Here is a 20,113-nt window from a genome sequence, read left to right on the forward strand (position 1 = left end):
GCCCCGGAGGGTCAGGCGCCGCCGACGGTGGCGGAGCCGGCGTTCGCGGCCGCGCCGTACGCCCCGGCGTGTCCGTCGAGCTGCTCCTTGACGGCCCGGACGGCGGTGATCCGCCCGGCGGTCGTGTCGATGTCGTCGACGGTCGAGACGGCGTCGGCCGCGGCGCGGCGACCGCGGACGATCCCGACGGCCCCGTCCTTCTCCGCGGCCCCGAGGCCCCCGGCGAGGACGACGCCGCGCGTGCGGGAGTCCATCGCCGTCGCGAGGTCGGCGACGACGGTGGTGCCGTAGTTGCCGTGCGCCGGGTCGCCCGAGGCGTCGCCCGTGACGATGACGACGGCGGCCGCCGTGCGCACGGTGCCGTCCCGGTAGTCGACGAAACCACCGTTCTTCAGGGCACCGAGCACGACCGCCCGCTCCGAGTCGCTCGCCGGCGGCTTGCCGTCCGAGCCCGTCGTGAGGGCGGAGCCGAGCAGTTCGCCGATGTGCGTCCCGGGGGCGAGGTTGTTCTCCGACAACGAGGCTCCGGCGGGGAGGGAGTTCGCCGCGATCGACTTCAGCTCGTCACCGTTGTCCGCCGAGGTGAACTTCTCCGTGAGGGTGATGTCCCCCGCGTTGACCGCACCGGACTCGTCGAGCAGGTGCCGTGTCGCGGACACGGCGCGGTCGTCGGCGTCGTCGGTGGCGAGGATGAGGACGGGCTGGTCCCGGAGCAGGTCCTTGACCGCCGGGCCGGCGAGGCTCCGGTTGACCGCGTCGGCGGCGGCGGCCTTCGCCTCGGCCTTGTCCTTCGCCTGCCGCTCACTGTCGAGACTGCGCTGCACCTGCGTGGACTCGCCCCCGGGGCCGCCCTCGACGTTCGGGGCGAGGACGAAGAACCCCAGGAGTGTGCCGAGTGCGATCCCGGCCCCGAGGCCGGCGACGGCTGATGACGTTTTCACGGTTGATTCCTCCGTCGCTTCTACGAGAACAGGGACTGCATGTGGATGGCGAAGTTGTTCCAGCTGTCGATGAGGTTGTCGGCGAACCCGCCGTCCCCGCTGAAACCGGCGATGAGGACGACGACCACGACGGCGAGGAGCACCGCGAGGACGGCCCAGATCCAGCCCCCGCCGGACCGGGAGACCCGGTAGAGCTCGGCCACCGCGTCGGCGTCGACGAGCTTCCCGCCGACCTTCAGCCGGGACAGCAGCGCCGACGGGGTGTCCCGCGACCGGTCCTCGTCGAAGAGGTGGTCGAGGTCCATGTGCTCGCCGAGCAGGACGACCATCGACGCACCGTGGTACTCGGCGAGGAGGAGCGCGAGGTCGGTCGGCTCGTTCGACGCGGCGGGGAAGGTCATCGCCCCGACGCCGAGATCCTGGATGCGCTCGAGGCCGTGGGCGTGCCCGTCGGGCTCGGCGGGGAGGATCACCGTCGCCCCGCAGCGCAGCGCCTCGGTGCCGATGACCTCCGGGTCGCCGACGATGACCTTCGGCCGGTAGCCGGCCTTCATGAGGTCGTCCGCGGCGGCACCGACGGCGATGATGACGGGGTCGTACTCGCGGATGAAGTTCCGCAGCGAGCGCAGCCGGTCGCGGAACGCCGGCGCGGGGGCGACGACGAGGACCTTGCGGTCGTCCATGTCCACGGCGACGTCCGGGATCCCGAGGCCGTCGATGAGCAGGGGTGCCTCCGTGCGGACGAACTCCGCGGTGTTGCCGGCCAGGGCCTCCATGTGGTCGCCGAGCGCCTCGCGGGCGTCGTCGAACCGTTCGACGGCCGTGTCCTCGTCGAGGACGGTCCCCCCGCCGATGGACCGCTCGCCGTACCAGACCTTGCCCTCGTACACGCGGGCCTTCTTGCCGTTCCGGACGTACTCGAGGATGCCCTCCCCGGCGTCCTCGACGAGCACGACCCCGGCGTCGAGGAGCATGTGCGGACCGAAGTTGGGCACGTTCCCGGTGGTGAACCTCGCGATGTTCACGACCGCCCCGACCCGGGCGTCGACGAGTTTCTGCGCGGTGCCACGGCTCATGTCGGGGGCCCGCACGACGGCGATGTCGCCCTCGCCGAGCTTCGAGAACCCCTTGGAGCCTGTGCAGTCCCGGAGATGGCCGTGGATACCGGGCAGGTCCGTTCGCGAGAAGATCATGGGCCCCATTGTGCGGGGTGACGGGGGTGGAGGGGTGAAGGCGCGCCGAACGCCCCCGCGGTGGAGTGCCGGACCACCCCCCGGGCCCCGCACGTCCCCCGCTCCGGGGTGACCGTCGTCGGGTACGACGGGCCCCGACCGGCCGTGGGCCCGCCCGTTCAGCTGCGGGCCGGTCGCCGCCGGGCCGCCGCCGGGGACGACGACCGGTCCCCCCGTCCCTCCCGCGACGCACGCCCGGACGCGGGTGCGAGCTCCGCCGCGGTCCGCAGGAGTTCCTCGGCGTGGGCGCGGCCCGTCTCGGACTCGATCCCGGCGAGCATCCGGGACAGCTCCTCGACGCGCTCGTCGTCGCTGAGCGTCCGGACGTCCGACGTCACCGACGACTCCGACGTCGCCTTGGACACGTGGAGGTGCGCGTCGGCGAACGCCGCGACCTGGGGCAGGTGCGTCACGACGATGACCTGGTTGTCGACCGCCAGGGCCGCGAGCCTGCGACCGATCTCGACGGCCGCCTTCCCGCCGACGCCGGCGTCGACCTCGTCGAAGACCATCGTCCGACCCGACCCGGCGAGGATGACCTCGAGCGCGAGCATGACCCGGGACAGCTCACCACCCGACGCACTCGACGACAGCGGCACCGCGTGCCCGCCCTGGACCAGCATGAACCGGACCTCGTCCATCCCGTCCGGGCCGCACGCCTTCGCCGCGGCCGCGCCCCGGACCGCCGGGGTGTCAACCTCGACGCGCACCTCCGCGGCCATGTGGAGCCCCCGGATCTCCTCCGTGACGTCGGCGGACAGCCGCCGGGCGGCGTCGGACCGCGCCGCGGTCAACGCCCGCGCCTCCTCGACCATCGCGGTCGCCGCGGCCTGCACCTCCCCCTGGAGTTTCTCGACGGCCTCCCCGGACACGTCGATCGACCCGAGCCGCTCCCGGGCCTGGTCGCGCCACGCCAGGACCCCGTCGACGTCGACGGCGTACTTCCGCAGCTCCCGGAGGTCCTGCTGCCGCTGGAGCAGCCCCTCCAACGAGTCCGGGTCCGGCACGTCGCCGACGACGCGCCCGATCTCCTGCGAGATGTCCCCGAGCACGCCCGTGACCTCGGCGACCCGCCCGGCGAGCTCCTCGAGCCGGGGGTCCCCCGCCACGCCGGTGAGCGCCGCGTGCGCGCGGCCCAGGAGGTCGGACGCGCCGGGTGTCTCGCCGTCGTCCCCGTCGATGGCGGTGATCGCGACGTGTGCGGCCTCGCGGACGTCGTCGGCGTCCTGGAGGCGGGCGATCGTGGCCTTGAGCTCCGCGTCCTCCCCCGGCTGCGGGTCGAGGGCGTCGATCTCCTCCAGCGCCCGGGTCAGCGAGTCCGCCTCGAGGGCGAGCTCCCGCCGGTCCTCGGTGCGCCGGCGGAGGTCGCGGGAGAGGTCGATCCACCGTTGCCGGCGCCCGCGGTAGGATTCCCGGGCGCCGTCGAGCCCGGCGAAGCGGTCCAACGCGCGGAGCTGCCGCACCGGGTCGAGCAGCCGCAGCTGGTCGTTCTGCCCGTGGATCGTGATGACGTGGGAGGCGAACTCCCCGAGGACCCCCGCGGCGACGGTGCGTCCCGCCAGGTGGGCGCGCGACCGGCCGGACGCGTTGACGCTCCGGGAGGCGATGACCTCGCCGTCCTCGACGAACCCGCCGATGTCCTCGACCATCGCGGCGACCGCCGGCGAGTCCGTCGTGAAGATCCCGTCGACGGTGGCCTTGTCCGCGCCGTTGCGCACCCGGGAGGCGTCGGCGCGGTGCCCGGACAGCAGGCGCAGGCCGGTGACCACCATCGTCTTGCCCGCGCCGGTCTCGCCCGTGACGACGGTCAGCCCGTCGGCGAAGACGGCGGTGGCCTCCTCGATGACACCGACGTTCCGTATCTGCAGCTCATTCAGCATAGGGTGCCCACTCTACCCACTGCCCCGGACACTCCCGCCGCACCCACCACGCCGGCCTCGCCGGACCACCGGGCCTGTCCGTCCACGCCCCGGTCACCGCCGCGGGCCCCGCCACCCGGTGACGGGCAGCCGGAACTTGTGGACGAGCCGGTCGGCGAACGGCGCCGTGTCGAGCCGAACCCACCGGACGTCCTGCGGACCGCGGCGGATCTCCACGCGCGCGCCCGGGGGCATGTGGATCTGCCGGAACCCGTCCATCACGGCCGTCGCCGGGGAGGTCTGGGGGTTCGTCTCGACGGCGACGGTCGTGTCCGGGCTGACGACGAGCGGCCGCGCGAACAGCGTGTGCGCGTTCGACGGCACGACGAGGATCGACTCCAGCTCCGGCCACAGCACCGGCCCGCCCGCGGAGAAGGCGTAGGCGGTGGACCCGGTCGGCGTGGAGACGAGGACGCCGTCGCACCCGAAGGAGGACACCGGGCGGAGGTCGATCTCGAGGATCGTGTCCAGCACACCCTGCCGGTTGAGGTTCTCGACGGAGCACTCGTTGAGCGCCCAGCCGGTGCCGAGGACCCGCCCCTGGCCGTCGCGGACGGTGACGGACAGGGTCATGCGGGTCTCGACGCGGTAGTCCCGCTCGATGACCTTGTTGATCGCCTCCCCGAGGGAGTCCTGCTCCCACTCCGCGAGGAAGCCGATGTGGCCCATGTTGATCCCGAGGACGGGGACGTCCTGGGCGTGGGCGATGTCCGCGGCCCGGAGGAAGGTGCCGTCGCCGCCGAGGACGACGACCATCTCCACGCCGGTGGCGGCCTCCGGGGTGTGGCCGTAGCGGGGGAACCGCCCGAGGATCTCGTGGCGGGCGACGGGCGCCGGGTCGTCGGTCGCCATGACGCGCACCCGGATGCCGCCGTCGTGGAGCTGCTGCGCGGCCTCCGCGGCGAGGCTGAGGTTGCCGTGCGCCCCGGTGTGGGCGACGAGGAGCACCTCCCGGGGGGCGGTCCCGCCGTCCTTGTCGGCCTGCGTGTCCTGCGCCTGCGTGTCCTGCGCGTCCCGGCCCTGCGTGTCCTGCCGGTCGTTGTCCCCGGGGCGCGCGTCACCCCGTCCTGTCGCTGCGGTCACTGCGGGCCCTCCTCGATCGCGGTGTCGACCATGCGCCGCAGCTCGTCACCGCCGGGCGCTCCGGCTCCACCGTCGTTCACCAGCCACAGGAAGTACTCCACGTTTCCGCTCGGTCCGGGCAGCGGCGAGGCGACGACGGCTCTCGTAGACAAACCATACGTCACTGCAGCCTCCGCCACCTGCCGTGTCACCTCCGCGCGCAGCGCGGGGTCACGGACGACCCCACCGTGCCCGAGCCGGTCGCGACCGACCTCGAACTGCGGCTTCACCATGGGAAGCAGGTCCCCTCCCGGCCGCACGCAGCGCGCGAGGGCCGGCAGCACGAGCTCGACCGAGATGAACGACAGGTCACCGACCATCGTGTCGGCGGCACCCCCGAGGGTGTCCGGGGTGAGCGTGCGTACGTTCGTCCGGTCGAGGACGGTCACCCGCGGGTCGTTCTGCAACCGCCACACGAGCTGGCCGTACCCCACGTCCACGGCGAGGACCTCCCGGGCACCCCGGTCGAGGCACACGTCGGTGAACCCGCCGGTGGACGCCCCCGCGTCGAGCACGCGGCGGTCGCGGAGGTCGAGGCCGTCGGCCTCGAACGCGGCGAGGGCACCGAGGAGCTTGTGGGCGCCCCGGGAGGCCCAGCGGTCGTCGTCGCTGTCGGCGACGCGGATCGAGACGTCACCGTCGACCCCGGTGGCGGGTTTCGTCGCCGCCATACCGTTGACCGTCACCCGGCCGGCGTCGATCATCGCGCGGGCCTGCTCCCGTGACCGCGCGATGCGGCGCCGGACGAGTTCGACGTCCAGCCTGTTGAGCTGCCGTCTCCCTGACTTTCCCGCCATCAGCGTCCCTCCAGTGCGTCGTTGACCAGGCGGTGCGCCTCCTCGAGCAGCTCCGCCTCCTCCTGACCGGTGCAGTCCGACGCGAGGAGGGCGTCGATCCGTTCCCTGAGCGCACCGGTGTCCACCGGGCCCGTCGTGGGGCCCGGCACAGGTCCGGTGGGGGTCCGACGCTGCCCTGCGCCGGCGACGTCGCCCGGCGTCGGGGTCGACGCCACGTGACCCGGCGTGGGGACGGTGGGGCCGTCCCCCCGGGTCCGGGCACCGGCGACGTCGCCCGGCGTCGGGGCGGGCCGGTCACCGCGCCGCGCCGCGTCGTCCCCGCTCACCGCCAGGCCTCCAACGCCGTGCCGGCCGCGTCGTCGGCCGCGGTGACCGTGACCGTGGTCCCCGCGTCGAGGAGCTCCCAGACGAGCGGGGCCGCCGCGCCGAGTGCGGCCGCGGCCATGTGCCCGACCGGACCGGTCGACCCGCCGTGCACGACCACGCCCGCCGTGGCCCCCGTCGCCCCCGGCCCGCCGACGGTGACCGTGACGCCGCCGCCGACCGCACCGGGGTCCGCGCCGAGTGCGGCGTCGTCCCGCTCGGCCCACCACCCGGGGCAGTGACCCGACAGCGAGGCCGCGACGACGGTCGGCCGGTGGGAGGTCGTGAGGATGTCACGGTGGCCGGAGACCCCCGTGAGCACGCAGAGGGTGTCCATGCCGGCGGCGATGCCTCCGGCGATGTCGGTGTCCAGACGGTCGCCGACGGCCAACGGGCGGGACGCGCCGAGCCGCCGGGCGGCGACGTGGAACATGTCCGGGCCCGGCTTGCCGGCACTGCGCGGGGTCACCCCCGTCGCGGAGGTCACGGCGGCGACCATCGACCCGTTGCCGACGAGGAACCCGCGCTCCGACGGGAGGGTGGTGTCGAGGTTCGACGCGATGTACACCGCACCGGCCCGGATCGCGAGTGCGGCCTCGGACAGCTCGCGCCAGCCGGTGGCCGGGGAGTGTCCGTGCAGCACGACGTGCGGGGCGGGGCGGGGCCCGTCGCCGGACGGGTCGGCGTCTGCGGCGGAGCCGGTACCCGCCGCGCGGTCGGGCGACGCCGCCGCCTCCGCGCGGTCGGCGGCCTCCGCGGCCGTGGTCACCGTGAAGCCGGCCTCCGCCGCGAGGTCCCGGAAGGAGTCCGCGCCGAGGACGAGAGCGTGGACCGACGAGGGGTCGAGCCCCCGGTCCCGGGCGAGGACGTCGGCGGCGAGGGTGCACGCAGCCTGTGCTGACGTGAGCACGTCCCCGGGGCCGGCGGTGATGCCCATGGACCGCAGGTGGTCCGCGACCTGCTGCGGCGAGCGCGAGGCGTTGTTCGTCACGTAGACGACGGGGCGGCCGGCGAGAGCCTCCCCCGCCCCGGGGATCGGGCGGCCGCCCTCGAAGACGGTGCCGTCGAGGTCGACGAGCAGGCCGTCGTACCGTCCGAGCAGCTCGCCGGGGTCGCAGGCGATCGTGGCCGGGGTCTGGCTCGGGGTCTGGGTCACCGGAGCTCCTTCAGCCGCTCCTCGGTGTCGAGGACGCCGGTCTCGTCGAGCTTCCCCGCCCGGGTGAACCACTCGCGGGCCTCCTCGGTCCGGCCGGCCGCCGCGAGGGCGTCGGCGTACGCGTAGGTCACGCGGAGGACGGTGTGCTCCGGGAGGTCGGTGGCGGTCGTCTCCGGCTCGAGGGCCGCGAGGGCGTCCTCGTTGCGGGTGAGGTCGTGGTAGGCACCGGCGACGACGATCGCCAGCTCCGCGCGGGACTCCGGGTCCAGGTCCGCCGCCCCGGGCTCCGCGGCGATCTCGAGCGCCTTGTCGGGGCGGCCGAGGCCGCGCTCGCAGTCCGCCATGACCGCGAGCATCCCCGGGCCGCCACCGAGACGGCGCGCGGCACGGAGCTCCGTGAGGGCTTCCTTCCACTCCCCGGCGTGGTAGGCGGTGATGCCGAGGGTCTCGCGGGTGATGGAGACCCGGCCGCCCCGGTCCTTCGCCGCCCGGGCGTGGGCGAGCGCCTTCTGCGGATCGTCGTCGAGGAGCGAGGCCGCCATGATCATGTGACGGGCGACCATGTCCGCGTTCTCCTTCGCCAGACTGCGCAGCTCCTGCCGCACCGCGGGGTCGAGCTCCTTCGGCGACACGTCGTCCGGGAGCGCCGGCTCCGCGCTCCGGCGCGACATCCGCTCCTCGCGGTAGCCGGAGCGCTGCGGGCCCGGGTGAGCGCCGCGGCCGCCCTGACCTGCACGGTTCGGGCGGAAGCCTCCCCCGTTACGGGGCCCGCCGCCGGACCGGCCGCGGCCGGCGCCGCCCGGACCGCCTGTCCGCGGGGCGTCGGCGCCCCGTGGGCCGCCGCGCCGGTTGTCCGATGATCCCCCGGAGGACCGCTGACCGCCGTCCCGCCGGCCGTCCCACCCACCGGACGAGCGCTGACCGCCGGACGACCGTGAGCCGCCCGTCGAGCGCGGCCCGCCGTCCCGACGGGGTCCCCCTGAGCCTCCTGCACCACCGCCCTGACGTCGGGAGCGGTCGTCTCGGCCGCCCCCCGAGGAGGAACGGCGAGGGGAAGACGGATGATCAGACATCAAGGACCTTTCATACGGGCTACGGACGTCGATCATTCTAGGTGGTGCCGAAGGCCACAGACCAGCTGGGGCAGGTTCCGCGGGCGGCGGCCGCCGTCCCCGGTCACCGCGTTTCACGACGACTCGGCCACCCCGGACCCGTGAGGTGTCGCGGACCCACCGTGCCGCCGTCCGACCCGCAGTGCCCGTTGCGAGCCCATCGTGCAGAATTCCGTGGAGTCCTGCCGAGGACCGGGCCATCCGCGACGACGTCCATCCGTTTCCGCCGACGTCCGGAACCCCCGCGCCAAGACGCGGAGCGCTCACCGGCCGAGAGGCACCTCGAACGTCCGCAGCAACCGCGGAGACTCTGTACAACCACGCGGAGTACTTGACGAGGCGTCCGCGCACCGGACGAACACGCCCGGGCACCCGTTCCCCACCAGCGAAACCCAAGGGACCCGGGCCTACCCTCCTGGAGCCGCCCCTCCGGGCGGACTCACGGCCCCGGACACCCGAGCGTTTTTCGACTGGCCTTCTCCGGGCGGGCCACAGGGCCCCCGGCACCCGGGCGTTTCTCGACTCTTCCCCTCCGGGCGGACGCACGGGATCCCGACACCCGCGCCCGCTCCGCACGAGGGGTGGGCGCGGAACGCCGCACGGGCCACGGGGCGGGAAAAGGGCACAAAAAAAGGTGGGGTGGTGCCACACCCCCACAACCCGGTGACCACCCAACCCCTGACAGGGACGGTGACCACACAGGCCGTGAAGGGGTGACACCACCCCACCACACACAAAGAAAAATGCCGGCGGTGACCTACTCTCCCACACCCTCCCGGGTGCAGTACCATCGGCGCAGGCAGGCTTAGCTTCCGGGTTCGGAAAGGGACCGGGCGTGACCCCGCCGCTAAAACCACCGACAAACACAACAGAACAACCACACGCACCCCACACACCCCCGGGAACAACCCCAAGGGAGTGCCGGCACGTCGTGACGCTCCAGACACTGCACAACAGACGCGAGAATCAACACCCACAACACACACCAAACAGTGCGAACCACGGGCAACACTTTTTGCACACACACCCAACCAACAAGCAGTGTGTCATTTCGGTCAATTAGTACCGGTCACCTCCACCACTTACATGGCGTCCAGATCCGGCCTATCAACCCCGTCATCTACAGGGAACCTCAAACGAAACCTCATCTTGAAACAGGCTTCCCGCTTAGATGCTTTCAGCGGTTATCCCTCCCATACGTAGCCAACCAGCCATGCCACGGGCGTGACAACTGGCCCACCAGAGGTATGTCCGTCCCGGTCCTCTCGTACTAGGGACAGCCTTTCTCAAGTTTCAACGCGCGCGGCGGATAGAGACCGAACTGTCTCACGACGTTCTAAACCCAGCTCGCGTGCCGCTTTAATGGGCGAACAGCCCAACCCTTGGGACCTACTCCAGCCCCAGGATGCGACGAGCCGACATCGAGGTGCCAAACCATCCCGTCGATATGGACTCTTGGGGAAGATCAGCCTGTTATCCCCGGGGTACCTTTTATCCGTTGAGCGACACCGCTTCCACAAGCCGGTGCCGGATCACTAGTCCCGACTTTCGTCCCTGCTCGACCTGTCAGTCTCACAGTCAAGCTCCCTTGTGCACTTACACTCAACACCTGATTGCCAACCAGGCTGAGGGAACCTTTGGGCGCCTCCGTTACACTTTGGGAGGCAACCGCCCCAGTTAAACTACCCACCAGGCACTGTCCCTAACCCGGATCACGGGCCGAGGTTCAGGTATCCAATACGATCAGAGTGGTATTTCAACAACGACTCCCCAACCACTGGCGTGGCCGCTTCACAGTCTCCCACCTATCCTACACAAACCGAACCGAACACCAATACCAAGCTATAGTGAAGGTCCCGGGGTCTTTTCGTCCTGCCGCGCGTAACGAGCATCTTTACTCGTACTGCAATTTCGCCGGGCCTGTGGTTGAGACAGCAGGGAAGTCGTTACGCCATTCGTGCAGGTCGGAACTTACCCGACAAGGAATTTCGCTACCTTAGGATGGTTATAGTTACCACCGCCGTTTACTGGGGCTTAAATTCTCCGCTTCGACCACAAGGGTCTAACAGGTCCTCTTAACCTTCCAGCACCGGGCAGGCGTCAGTCCGTATACATCGACTTACCGTCTTCGCACGGACCTGTGTTTTTAGTAAACAGTCGCTTCCCTCTATTCTCTGCGACCACCACCAGCTCAAAACCAGTCTGTCACCAGCAGTGGTCCCCCTTCTCCCGAAGTTACGGGGGCATTTTGCCGAGTTCCTTAACCACAGTTCACCCGATCGCCTTAGTATTCTCTACCTGACCACCTGTGTCGGTTATGGGTACGGGCCGAATGTGCACATCGCTAGAGGCTTTTCTCGACAGCATAGGATCACCGACATCCCCGCAAACGGGTACGCATCACGCCTCACCCTCATGCCAACCGGATTTACCAGGCTGACGGGCCACACGCTTACACCACAATCCAATAAGTGGCTCGGCTACCTTCCTGCGTCACCCCATCACTTGGCTACTACCAGCTCAGGTCCCACGCACATGCACCACCAACCGGCCAAAGACCGGAAACAGCAGCACACACGGGTGGTTAGTATCACCGATTCACCATGGTCGCACACACACGGGTACGGGAATATCAACCCGTTATCCATCGACTACGCCTGTCGGCCTCGCCTTAGGCCCCGACTCACCCTGGGAAGATTAGCTTGACCCAGGAACCCTTAGTCATCCGGCGGACGAGTTTCTCACTCGTCATTCGCTACTCATGCCTGCATTCTCACTCGCATGGCCTCCAGCACTGGGTCACCCCGCACCTTCACCGGCCACACGACGCTCCCCTACCAACCCCCACCAAAAGATGGAAGTTCCGCGGCTTCGGCGGTGTACTTGAGCCCCACTACATTGTCGGCGCAGAACCACTCGACCAGTGAGCTATTACGCACTCTTTCAAGGATGGCTGCTTCTAAGCCAACCTCCTGGCTGTCTTCGCGATCCCACATCCTTTTCCACTTAGTACACTCTTAGGGGCCTTAGCCGGCGATCCGGGCTGTTTCCCTCTCGACCACGAAGCTTATCCCCCGCAGTCTCACTGCCGCGCTCTCACTTACCGGCATTCGGAGTTTGGCTGATGTCGCTAAGATGGTAGTCCCGCTAAACCAACCAGTAGCTCTACCTCCGGCAAGAAACACACGACGCTGCACCTAAATGCATTTCGGGGAGAACCAGCTATCACGGAGTTTGATTGGCCTTTCACCCCTACCCACAGCTCATCCCCTCAGTTTTCAACCTAAGTGGGTTCGCGCCTCCACGACGTCTTACCATCGCTTCACACTGGCCATGGGTAGATCACCCCGCTTCGGGTCCAGGACACGCCACTCAACCACACTAGTTAGTATTCGCTTTCGCTACGGCTACCCCACACGGGTTAACCTCGCGACGTGCCGCTGACTCGCAGGCTCATTCTTCAAAAGGCACGCCATCACCCCACAAGGAGGCTCTGACGGATTGTAAGCGCACGGTTTCAGGTACTATTTCACTCCCCTCCCGGGGTACTTTTCACCATTCCCTCACGGTACTATCCGCTATCGGTCACAAAGAGTATTCAGGCTTACCGGGTGGTCCCGGCAGATTCACAGCAGATTCCACGAGCCCGCTGCTACTCGGGAACGAGATCCACACACACCCATCATGTTTTCACGTACCGGACTCTCACCGTCTACGGCGGGCCATCCCAGACCACTTCCGCTAACACAACACGCGCATGCGCAGGCTGGCAGACCCACACAACATCGCCCCACAACCCCGTGCACGCAACCCCTGCCAGGTATCACACGCACACGGTTTAGCCACCATCCGCTTTCGCTCGCCGCTACTGACGGAATCACTATTGTTTTCTCTTCCTACGGGTACTGAGATGTTTCACTTCCCCGCGTTCCCTCCACACCGGCTATCTATTCACCGGCGGGTGACCGCACATAACCACGGCCGGGTTTCCCCATTCGGACATCCTCGGATCAACGCTCGGTTGGCAACTCCCCGAGGCATAACGCAGCCTCCCACGTCCTTCATCGGCTCTTCTGTGCCAAGGCATCCACCGTGCGCCCTTAACAACAACACACACAATCAGTTAGGTGAACAAAAAGCACAACACACCACCACACAACATGGCAGCATGCAGAATAAAGAAGATACTCGCGTCCACTATGCAGTTCTCAAACACCACACACACCACCACCAGCGCAGAACACAGTCCCGCACCACCAGCAGCATGCCAGTCATCCAAGGGCATGACGCCCCAGACACCCAACACCGCGACAAACCAAGCACCCCAACCCCCGGCACCACCACCAGGCACAAACACCACAACCAGCGATCATCACCCCACACGGCGTGGGGCAACCATCCAGCGATCCGCGCATCCACCCGGATTCAACAATAATAAAATAAAACTCCTTAGAAAGGAGGTGATCCAGCCGCACCTTCCGGTACGGCTACCTTGTTACGACTTCGTCCCAATCGCCGATCCCACCTTCGACGGCTCCCTAACGAGTTTGGGCCACCGGCTTCGGGTGTTACCAACTTTCATGACGTGACGGGCGGTGTGTACAAGGCCCGGGAACGTATTCACCGCAGCGTTGCTGATCTGCGATTACTAGCGACTCCGACTTCATGGAGTCGAGTTGCAGACTCCAATCCGAACTGAGACCGGCTTTAAGGGATTAGCTGAGCCTCGCGGCATCGCAACCCACTGTACCGACCATTGTAGCATGTGTGAAGCCCTGGACATAAGGGGCATGATGATTTGACGTCATCCCCACCTTCCTCCGAGTTAACCCCGGCAGTCTCTCGCGAGTCCCCACCATTACGTGCTGGCAACACAAGACAAGGGTTGCGCTCGTTGCGGGACTTAACCCAACATCTCACGACACGAGCTGACGACAACCATGCACCACCTGTGAACAAGCCCAAAAGGGAAGACGTGTCTCCACGCCGGTCCTGCCCATGTCAAGCCCAGGTAAGGTTCTTCGCGTTGCATCGAATTAATCCACATGCTCCGCCGCTTGTGCGGGCCCCCGTCAATTCCTTTGAGTTTTAGCCTTGCGGCCGTACTCCCCAGGCGGGGCGCTTAATGCGTTAGCTACGGCACGGAAATCGTGGAAGATCCCCACACCTAGCGCCCACCGTTTACGGCATGGACTACCAGGGTATCTAATCCTGTTCGCTACCCATGCTTTCGCTCCTCAGCGTCAGTTACTGCCCAGAGACCTGCCTTCGCCATCGGTGTTCCTCCTGATATCTGCGCATTTCACCGCTACACCAGGAATTCCAGTCTCCCCTACAGCACTCAAGTTATGCCCGTATCGCCTGCACGCCCGGAGTTAAGCCCCGGGATTTCACAGACGACGCGACAAACCACCTACGAGCTCTTTACGCCCAGTAATTCCGGACAACGCTCGCACCCTACGTATTACCGCGGCTGCTGGCACGTAGTTAGCCGGTGCTTCTTATGCAGGTACCGTCACAAAAGCTTCGTCCCTGCCGAAAGGGGTTTACAACCCGAAGGCCGTCATCCCCCACGCGGCGTCGCTGCATCAGGCTTGCGCCCATTGTGCAATATTCCCCACTGCTGCCTCCCGTAGGAGTCTGGGCCGTGTCTCAGTCCCAATGTGGCCGTACACCCTCTCAGGCCGGCTACCCGTCGCCGCCTTGGTAGGCCATTACCCCACCAACAAGCTGATAGGCCGCGGGCTCATCCTGCACCGAAAAACTTTCCACCGCACACACTAAAGCACGGTCCTATCCGGTATTAGACCCAGTTTCCCAGGCTTATCCCAGAGTGCAGGGCAGATCACCCACGTGTTACTCACCCGTTCGCCACTCGAGTACCCCAGCAAGCTGGGGCCTTTCCGTTCGACTTGCATGTGTTAAGCACGCCGCCAGCGTTCGTCCTGAGCCAGGATCAAACTCTCCATAAAAGCCATAGGCAATATCAAAGAAAGCCCAACCACTGGCAAAACAAAACATCATCACAGCAACCACGCCCGACACACAGCCGGACGCAGCCACCACACTGACCGTCGCCACCACCCCAACGGGGGGTCAGGGCAGCGACAACAAAATAAATTACAAACAATACTCACAAACCAAAGGTCGCAAGCACCACCTGCAACACAAATCCAGTGACAGTGACACCATGACGACACAAACAATCACATATTTAACAAGCGATCAACACTTGCCGGTACGCGAACCATTCATGCCAGACACGACAACCACCGATCACAGCACCTGCGCCACACACGGCACCAGCACCAAAGATCAGAGCACTTGGTTCATCACGCTATTGAGTTCTCAAACATCATGCGTGCCGCTCCAGGACCAGGGCGTTCCCTGCCTGTCCGCGGCGACTCGCATCAATCTACACACCCCACAGATCCTTCACAAACCTGCTGGTCAGGTTAGCTTTTCGCCGTGCCGGCACGCACGGTCACCGGCGACGACCGCCTCCGCATCGTGGCGAACCGGGCCCCGGTCCCCGCCCGACCCCGTCAGCCGAGCGGTATCCCCTCGCTCGGCTGCCCAGCCGGACCGGGGTCTCCTCCCCCGTCTTCCGTGACCCCGACCGGTCGGACGCACCCGCCCCCCACCGGAGCTGGGACTTCTCCTCCCGTCCCGCGTGACTCCGCTCGGTCAGACGCACCCGCCCCACCGGAGCTGGGTCTCCTCCCCTGTCCCCCTGTCCCCCGTGACCCCGACTGGTCGGACCCGGCCGTCCCGCCGCACCGGGGTCTCCTCCCCTGTCCCCTTGTACCCCGTGACCCCGACCGGTCAGACGCGGTCGGCCCCCGCCGACGGCGTGACCCGCAGGAAGGTCGGCTCCGGGTGCCCCGCCCGTCGGGCAGCCTCGGCGACGGCCTCCGCGGTCTGCTCGACAGCGTCGTCCCTGACGAGGGCGATGATGCTGCCGCCGAACCCGCCTCCCGTCATCCGGGCGCCGAGGGCCCCCGCGGCCATCGCCGCCTCCTGGGCGCAGTCCAGCTCCGGGGTGGACACGGCGTAGAGGTCGCGCAGCGACCCGTGGCTCGCCACCATCAGCCGACCGAAGGTGTCGAGGTCCCCGTCGGCGAGCGCGTCGGCGGCGGCGATCGTCCGGTCGGTCTCCTCGAGCACGTGCCGGACCCGCAGCCAGGCGGTGTCCGCCCGCTCCGCGTCGGTGCCGTCGATGAGCTCGGCCGCCCCGGCGCCGGCGGCCCACGCGCGGGTCACGGCCTCGGCCCGGTCCATGTCACGGCCGTCCCCGGCCGCGGCACCCGGCTCCCCCAGGTCCCGCAGCGTCGGCACCCCGGCGAACGCCGTGACGGCGTCGATGACACCCCGCCGGGACGCGTACTGCCCGTCGTTGAGCGCGTGCGGGGCGTTCGTGTCCGCGACGAGGAACGCGTACCCCCGCGCCCCGACGTCGCAGGGCACGGTGTCCAGCCGGTCGTCACGGAAGTCGATGGCGAGGGCGTGGCCCTCCCGACCGTAGAGGGAACTCCGCTGGTCCAGGCCCCCGGTCGACGCGCCGACGACCTCGTTCTCCGCCCGGATGCACGCCTCGACGAGCCGCGCGGTCTCCTCCGGCCCCGGCCGGTGCCCGACGGCCAGCCAGTACGCCGCGAGCGCGACCGAGCACTCGATCGCCGCCGAGCTGGACAGCCCGGACCCCACCGGCACATCGGACACGACGGCGATGTCCAGCCCCGGACAGGCCGGCACCACCCCGTCACGCACCGCCGCCCACACGGGGCCGGCCACGTACCCGCCCCACGAGGACGGCCGACCGGGACCGACGTCGGCGAGCGGCGTCGAGAACCGGGACACCGACCCGTCGGGGCGTCCGGTGACGACCCGCAGCAGCCCGTCGTCCCGGGGGGCGACGGCCGCCGCCGTGCAGTGCGGCAACGCGAAGGGCACGGACACCCCACCGGCGTAGTCGACGTGGTCGCCGATGAGGTTGACCCGCCCCGGGGCGGCCCACACCCCGGCCGGCTCCGCACCGTAACTGTCGTGGAAGAGCTCACCCGCCGCGGCCGCCAGGTCCTCCCGGCTCCGCGCGGTCACCCACATCACCAGACCTCCCGCAGCCGGTCGGCGATCCGTTCGGGCGTCGTGTCGTTGATCCAGAAGCCCATCGCGGACTCGGAGCCGGCGAGGAACTTCATCCGGTGCGGCGACCGCATGAGGGAGAACAGCTGGAGGTGCAGCCGGACCTCGTCCCGCTCCGGACCGTCGGCGGGGGCCTGGTTCCACGCGGCGATGTACGGGGTCCGGTCGACACCGTCGAAGAACCGGTCCACCGCGGGGTACAGGCGGGAGAGGATGCGCGCGAGCTCCTCCCGCTCCTCCACCGTGAGCCCGGCGAGGTCGCGGACCGCCCGGTGCGGGAGGACCATCACCTCGAGGGGCCACTTCGCCGCCGCCGGGACCACGACCGTGAAGGCCTCACCGGCGTGGACGACACGCGTCCCGGCCCGCCGCTCGGCGGCGAGGACGTCCTCGAAGAGGTCCCCGCCGTGCTCGGCGCGGTACCGCCGCGAGCTCTCGACGATCCGGCGGATCCGCGGGGGGACCACCGGGTAGGAGTAGATCTGCCCGTGGGGGTGCTGGAGGGTCACGCCGATCTCCTCGCCCCGGTTCTCGAACGGGAACACGTGCCGGACCTCCGGCAGGGCGGACAGTGCCGCCGTCCGGTGCGCCCAGGCCTCGATGACCGTGCGGATGCGGGACAGCGGAAGGTCGGCGAAGGACCGGGAGGCGTCCGGGGTGAAGCAGATGACCTCGCACCGGGACCGCGCGGGACGCCGGGGGAAGATGTCCTCCCCGTCGACCGGGTCGGAGTCCCCCTCGGTGGCCTCCATGTGGAGGCTGAACGACGGGAAGCGGTTCTCGAAGACGACGACGTCGTAGTCCGGCGAGGGGATCTCGCTCGGGGCCTGGCCCTCCCGGGTCGGGGCCAGCGGGTTCTCGTTCGCCGGCGGCATGAAGGTGCGGTTCATGCGGTGGCTGGCGTACGCGACCCACTCCCCGGTCAGCGGGTCCCGCCGCATCTCGGAGCGGGTGTCCGCGCGGGGCAGGTCACGGGGGTCGGTGAGGACGCGCTCCACCGTGCCGTCGAGGACGGCCGGGTCGTCGTCGAAGTAGATGAGCTCGCGGCCGTCGGCCAGGGTCATCGGGGTGACCCGGACCCGGTGGTCACCGCTGTGCAGCTCGGTCGTGCCGGTCACCGGTGGTCACCGCCCTCCCGGGGAGTCTCCGCGGCGGCGACCGCCGCGTCGTCGACGACGATCGGCCGGAGGCGGGTCCACAGCACGAAGCCGGCGGCGACGACGATCATCGCCACACCGGTCCAGAGGTTGTCGGCACTGGACTTCGCCACGCCCGTCTCCGGGTTCACACCGGGGTCGAGCACGGCGCTGCACACGACGAGCACGACGCCGTAGATCGCGAGCAGCGTGGCGATGACGTTACGGATGTCGAACGCCCCCGCGCGGTGGCGGCGGCCGCCGGTCGTCGGGGCGTCCGCCGTGGAACTGGTCTGAAGTGGATGGGACACGGTGGTCACCGGCTCCTTGTCTCGGTCCCGGGGTCCCGGTGCCGCGGCCCCCTCGGGGGCTCACGGTGCCGGACCCGGGTGTCGGGTCTGTTCCGACGCGGTCCCACGCCAGGCGGAACCGGTGCGCGCGGAAGGTCAGGCGAAGATGATGTTGAGGATGATGACGATGACGAGGCAGAGCACGCCCAAGGGTACCGTCCGGCGGTACCAGGGGCTGTTCTCCTCCTCGACGTCGACGAGCTGTTCACGCGGGGTGACGGACCGGACGAACCCGACGAGCTCGGAGTCCGGCTTCGGGGTCGTGAACGCCGTCACGACCACCGACACGACGATGTCCGTGACGAAGGCGATGGACGCCGCGAGGAACGCCACGCCCTGGCCCGGGAGGCTGATGACGGGGTCCCCGCCGAGGGAGAGCGCCCAGAACACGACGGCGGACAGGGTGCCGGCGACGAGACCGCTCCAGCCCGCGGCCGGGGTCATCCGCTTCCAGAACATGCCGAGGATGAAGGTCGCGAACAGCGGGGCGTTGAAGAACCCGAACAGGGTCTGGAGGTAGTCCATGACATTGCCGAAGTTCCGCGCGATGAGCGCGGTCCCGACGGCGATGACGGCCGCCCCGACCGTCGCCCAGCGGCCGAAGCGCAGGTAGTAGGCGTCGTCCCTGTCCTTGACCACGTAGGTCTGCCAGAGGTCGTAACTGACGACCGTGTTGAAGGCGGAGATGTTCGCCGCCATGCCCGCCATGAACGCCGCGAGCAGACCCGCGATCGCGACGCCGAGCAGGCCGTTCGGCAGCAGGTCGCGCATGAGGTAGAGGATCGCCTCGTTCGGCTCGGCCGCGCCCGAGGCGATCGGGGTGACGATCGCCGCGGCGACCATGCCGGGGACGATGACGAGGAACGGGATGAACATCTTCGGGAACGCGCCGATGATCGGCGTCTTCCGCGCCGCGCCGAGCGAGTCGGAGGCCATCGCCCGCTGGACCTCGACGAAGTTCGTCGTCCAGTAGCCGAACGAGAGCACGAAGCCCAGGCCGAAGATGATGCCCACCGACGACAGCACCGGGTTGGAGAACCCGGACAGGTCCTGGCCCGGCCACGTGTGGAAGTGGGTGCTGCTGTTGATCGACTCCTTGAGCCCGTTCCAGCCCCCGACCTTGTTCAGCCCGATGACGGTCAGCGGCAGGAGCGCGGCGACGATGACGAAGAACTGCAGGACCTCGTTGTAGATCGCCGCCGACAGGCCGCCGAGGGTGATGTACGACAGCACGATGACGGCCGCGACGATGAGCGTCACCCACAGCGGCCAGCCGAGCAGCGAGTTCACGACCTTCGCGAGGAGCAGCAGGTTCACGCCGGCGATGAGCAGCTGGGCGAGGCCGAAGGAGATCGAGTTCACCAGGTGCGCGGCCGGTCCGAACCGGCGGAGCATGAACTCCGGCACCGACCGGACCTTCGACCCGTAGTAGAAGGGCATCATGACGATGCCGAGGAAGACCATCGCCGGCACGGCACCGATCCAGAAGTAGTGCATCGTCTGCATGCCGTACTGCACGCCGTTGGCGGACATGCCGATGATCTCGACGGCGCCGAGGTTCGCGGAGATGAACGCCAGACCGGTGACCCAGGCGGGCAGGCCGCGTCCGGAGAGGAAGAAGTCGATCGAGCTCGACACCTTCGCCTTCGCCGCCCAGCCGATGCCCAGCACGAACACGAAGTAGAGGGCGACCAGCGCGTAGTCGACCCAGCTCGCGTCCAACCGGAGAACCGAGTTCGCAGTCTCCATGGTGTGTGTCCTATTCTCGTCGGTCCCGGCCGGGTGCGCCGGGAGTCGTCAGGGGGTGGGGCCCCGGTCGGGGCCGGGGTCGCGGTCGTGC

At 68.6% G+C, this 20,113-nt stretch carries 12 protein-coding genes and 3 rRNA genes; all 15 read right to left on the reverse strand.

What is annotated here, in order from left to right:
- Positions 1-11: 11 nt before the first annotated feature.
- The 15 genes from CBOVI_RS06070 to CBOVI_RS06140 all read right to left on the reverse strand — a co-directional run bounded on the left by CBOVI_RS06070 (position 12) and on the right by CBOVI_RS06140 (position 20,022).
- Complete coding sequence (locus CBOVI_RS06070; RefSeq protein WP_010266811.1) at positions 12-941, reverse strand: copper transporter; 930 nt, start codon at positions 939-941, stop codon at positions 12-14.
- A 20-nt stretch (positions 942-961) separates the two neighbouring features.
- The gene (gene steA, locus CBOVI_RS06075) at positions 962-2,143 is read right to left on the reverse strand and encodes a putative cytokinetic ring protein SteA (protein ID WP_029157765.1); all 1,182 of its coding nucleotides are present in this window, start codon (positions 2,141-2,143) and stop codon (positions 962-964) included.
- Between the two features lie 149 nt (positions 2,144-2,292).
- Positions 2,293-4,053, reverse strand: a complete 1,761-nt coding sequence (recN, locus tag CBOVI_RS06080) for a DNA repair protein RecN (protein WP_010266805.1) — start codon at positions 4,051-4,053, stop codon at positions 2,293-2,295.
- Between the two features lie 93 nt (positions 4,054-4,146).
- Complete coding sequence (locus CBOVI_RS06085; protein WP_010266803.1) at positions 4,147-5,175, reverse strand: NAD kinase; 1,029 nt, start codon at positions 5,173-5,175, stop codon at positions 4,147-4,149.
- On the reverse strand, positions 5,172-6,011 hold the full coding sequence (locus tag CBOVI_RS06090; protein ID WP_010266798.1) for a TlyA family RNA methyltransferase: 840 nt from the start codon (positions 6,009-6,011) through the stop codon (positions 5,172-5,174). Before CBOVI_RS06090 ends, CBOVI_RS06085 begins: the two co-directional genes overlap by 4 nt.
- Positions 6,011-6,337: a hypothetical protein gene (locus CBOVI_RS06095; RefSeq protein WP_125186025.1), complete on the reverse strand. Its 327-nt coding sequence runs from the start codon at positions 6,335-6,337 to the stop codon at positions 6,011-6,013. The genes CBOVI_RS06090 and CBOVI_RS06095 overlap by 1 nt, the downstream gene beginning before the upstream one ends.
- On the reverse strand, positions 6,334-7,530 hold the full coding sequence (locus CBOVI_RS06100) for an HAD-IIA family hydrolase (RefSeq protein ID WP_260428900.1): 1,197 nt from the start codon (positions 7,528-7,530) through the stop codon (positions 6,334-6,336). Before CBOVI_RS06100 ends, CBOVI_RS06095 begins: the two co-directional genes overlap by 4 nt.
- Positions 7,527-8,201 (reverse strand): hypothetical protein, encoded by a 675-nt coding sequence (locus CBOVI_RS06105; protein ID WP_010264986.1) that lies wholly within the window; start codon positions 8,199-8,201, stop codon positions 7,527-7,529. The genes CBOVI_RS06100 and CBOVI_RS06105 overlap by 4 nt, the downstream gene beginning before the upstream one ends.
- Positions 8,202-9,386: 1,185 nt before the next feature.
- Positions 9,387-9,503, reverse strand: a 5S ribosomal RNA gene (gene rrf / locus CBOVI_RS06110).
- Between the two features lie 179 nt (positions 9,504-9,682).
- A 23S ribosomal RNA gene (locus tag CBOVI_RS06115) occupies positions 9,683-12,756 on the reverse strand.
- A gap of 339 nt (positions 12,757-13,095) precedes the next feature.
- A 16S ribosomal RNA gene (locus CBOVI_RS06120) occupies positions 13,096-14,614 on the reverse strand.
- The 16S, 23S and 5S rRNA genes sit together here, the layout of an rRNA operon.
- A gap of 853 nt (positions 14,615-15,467) precedes the next feature.
- Positions 15,468-16,754 (reverse strand): galactokinase, encoded by a 1,287-nt coding sequence (gene galK, locus CBOVI_RS06125; RefSeq protein ID WP_029158064.1) that lies wholly within the window; start codon positions 16,752-16,754, stop codon positions 15,468-15,470.
- Complete coding sequence (galT, locus tag CBOVI_RS06130) at positions 16,748-17,851, reverse strand: galactose-1-phosphate uridylyltransferase (RefSeq protein WP_029158065.1); 1,104 nt, start codon at positions 17,849-17,851, stop codon at positions 16,748-16,750. The genes galK and galT overlap by 7 nt, the downstream gene beginning before the upstream one ends.
- Before the next feature lie 50 nt (positions 17,852-17,901).
- Complete coding sequence (locus tag CBOVI_RS06135) at positions 17,902-18,234, reverse strand: hypothetical protein (protein WP_050798286.1); 333 nt, start codon at positions 18,232-18,234, stop codon at positions 17,902-17,904.
- Between the two features lie 135 nt (positions 18,235-18,369).
- Entirely contained in the window at positions 18,370-20,022 is a 1,653-nt protein-coding gene (locus CBOVI_RS06140) for a sodium:solute symporter family protein (protein ID WP_010274372.1), read from the reverse strand.
- Positions 20,023-20,113 lie beyond the last annotated feature (91 nt).

It is taken from the genome of Corynebacterium bovis DSM 20582 = CIP 54.80 (genome assembly GCF_030408615.1).
Lineage (GTDB): Bacteria > Actinomycetota > Actinomycetes > Mycobacteriales > Mycobacteriaceae > Corynebacterium > Corynebacterium bovis.

Coding starts and splice junctions, on each gene's coding strand:
- CBOVI_RS06105 (WP_010264986.1), bottom strand. CDS start 8,201: ATGTCGCGCCGGAGCGCGGAGCCGGCGCTCCCGGACGACGTGTCGCCG.
- recN (WP_010266805.1), bottom strand. CDS start 4,053: ATGCTGAATGAGCTGCAGATACGGAACGTCGGTGTCATCGAGGAGGCC.
- steA (WP_029157765.1), bottom strand. CDS start 2,143: ATGGGGCCCATGATCTTCTCGCGAACGGACCTGCCCGGTATCCACGGC.
- galT (WP_029158065.1), bottom strand. CDS start 17,851: ATGACCCTGGCCGACGGCCGCGAGCTCATCTACTTCGACGACGACCCG.
- CBOVI_RS06140 (WP_010274372.1), bottom strand. CDS start 20,022: ATGGAGACTGCGAACTCGGTTCTCCGGTTGGACGCGAGCTGGGTCGAC.
- CBOVI_RS06090 (WP_010266798.1), bottom strand. CDS start 6,011: ATGGCGGGAAAGTCAGGGAGACGGCAGCTCAACAGGCTGGACGTCGAA.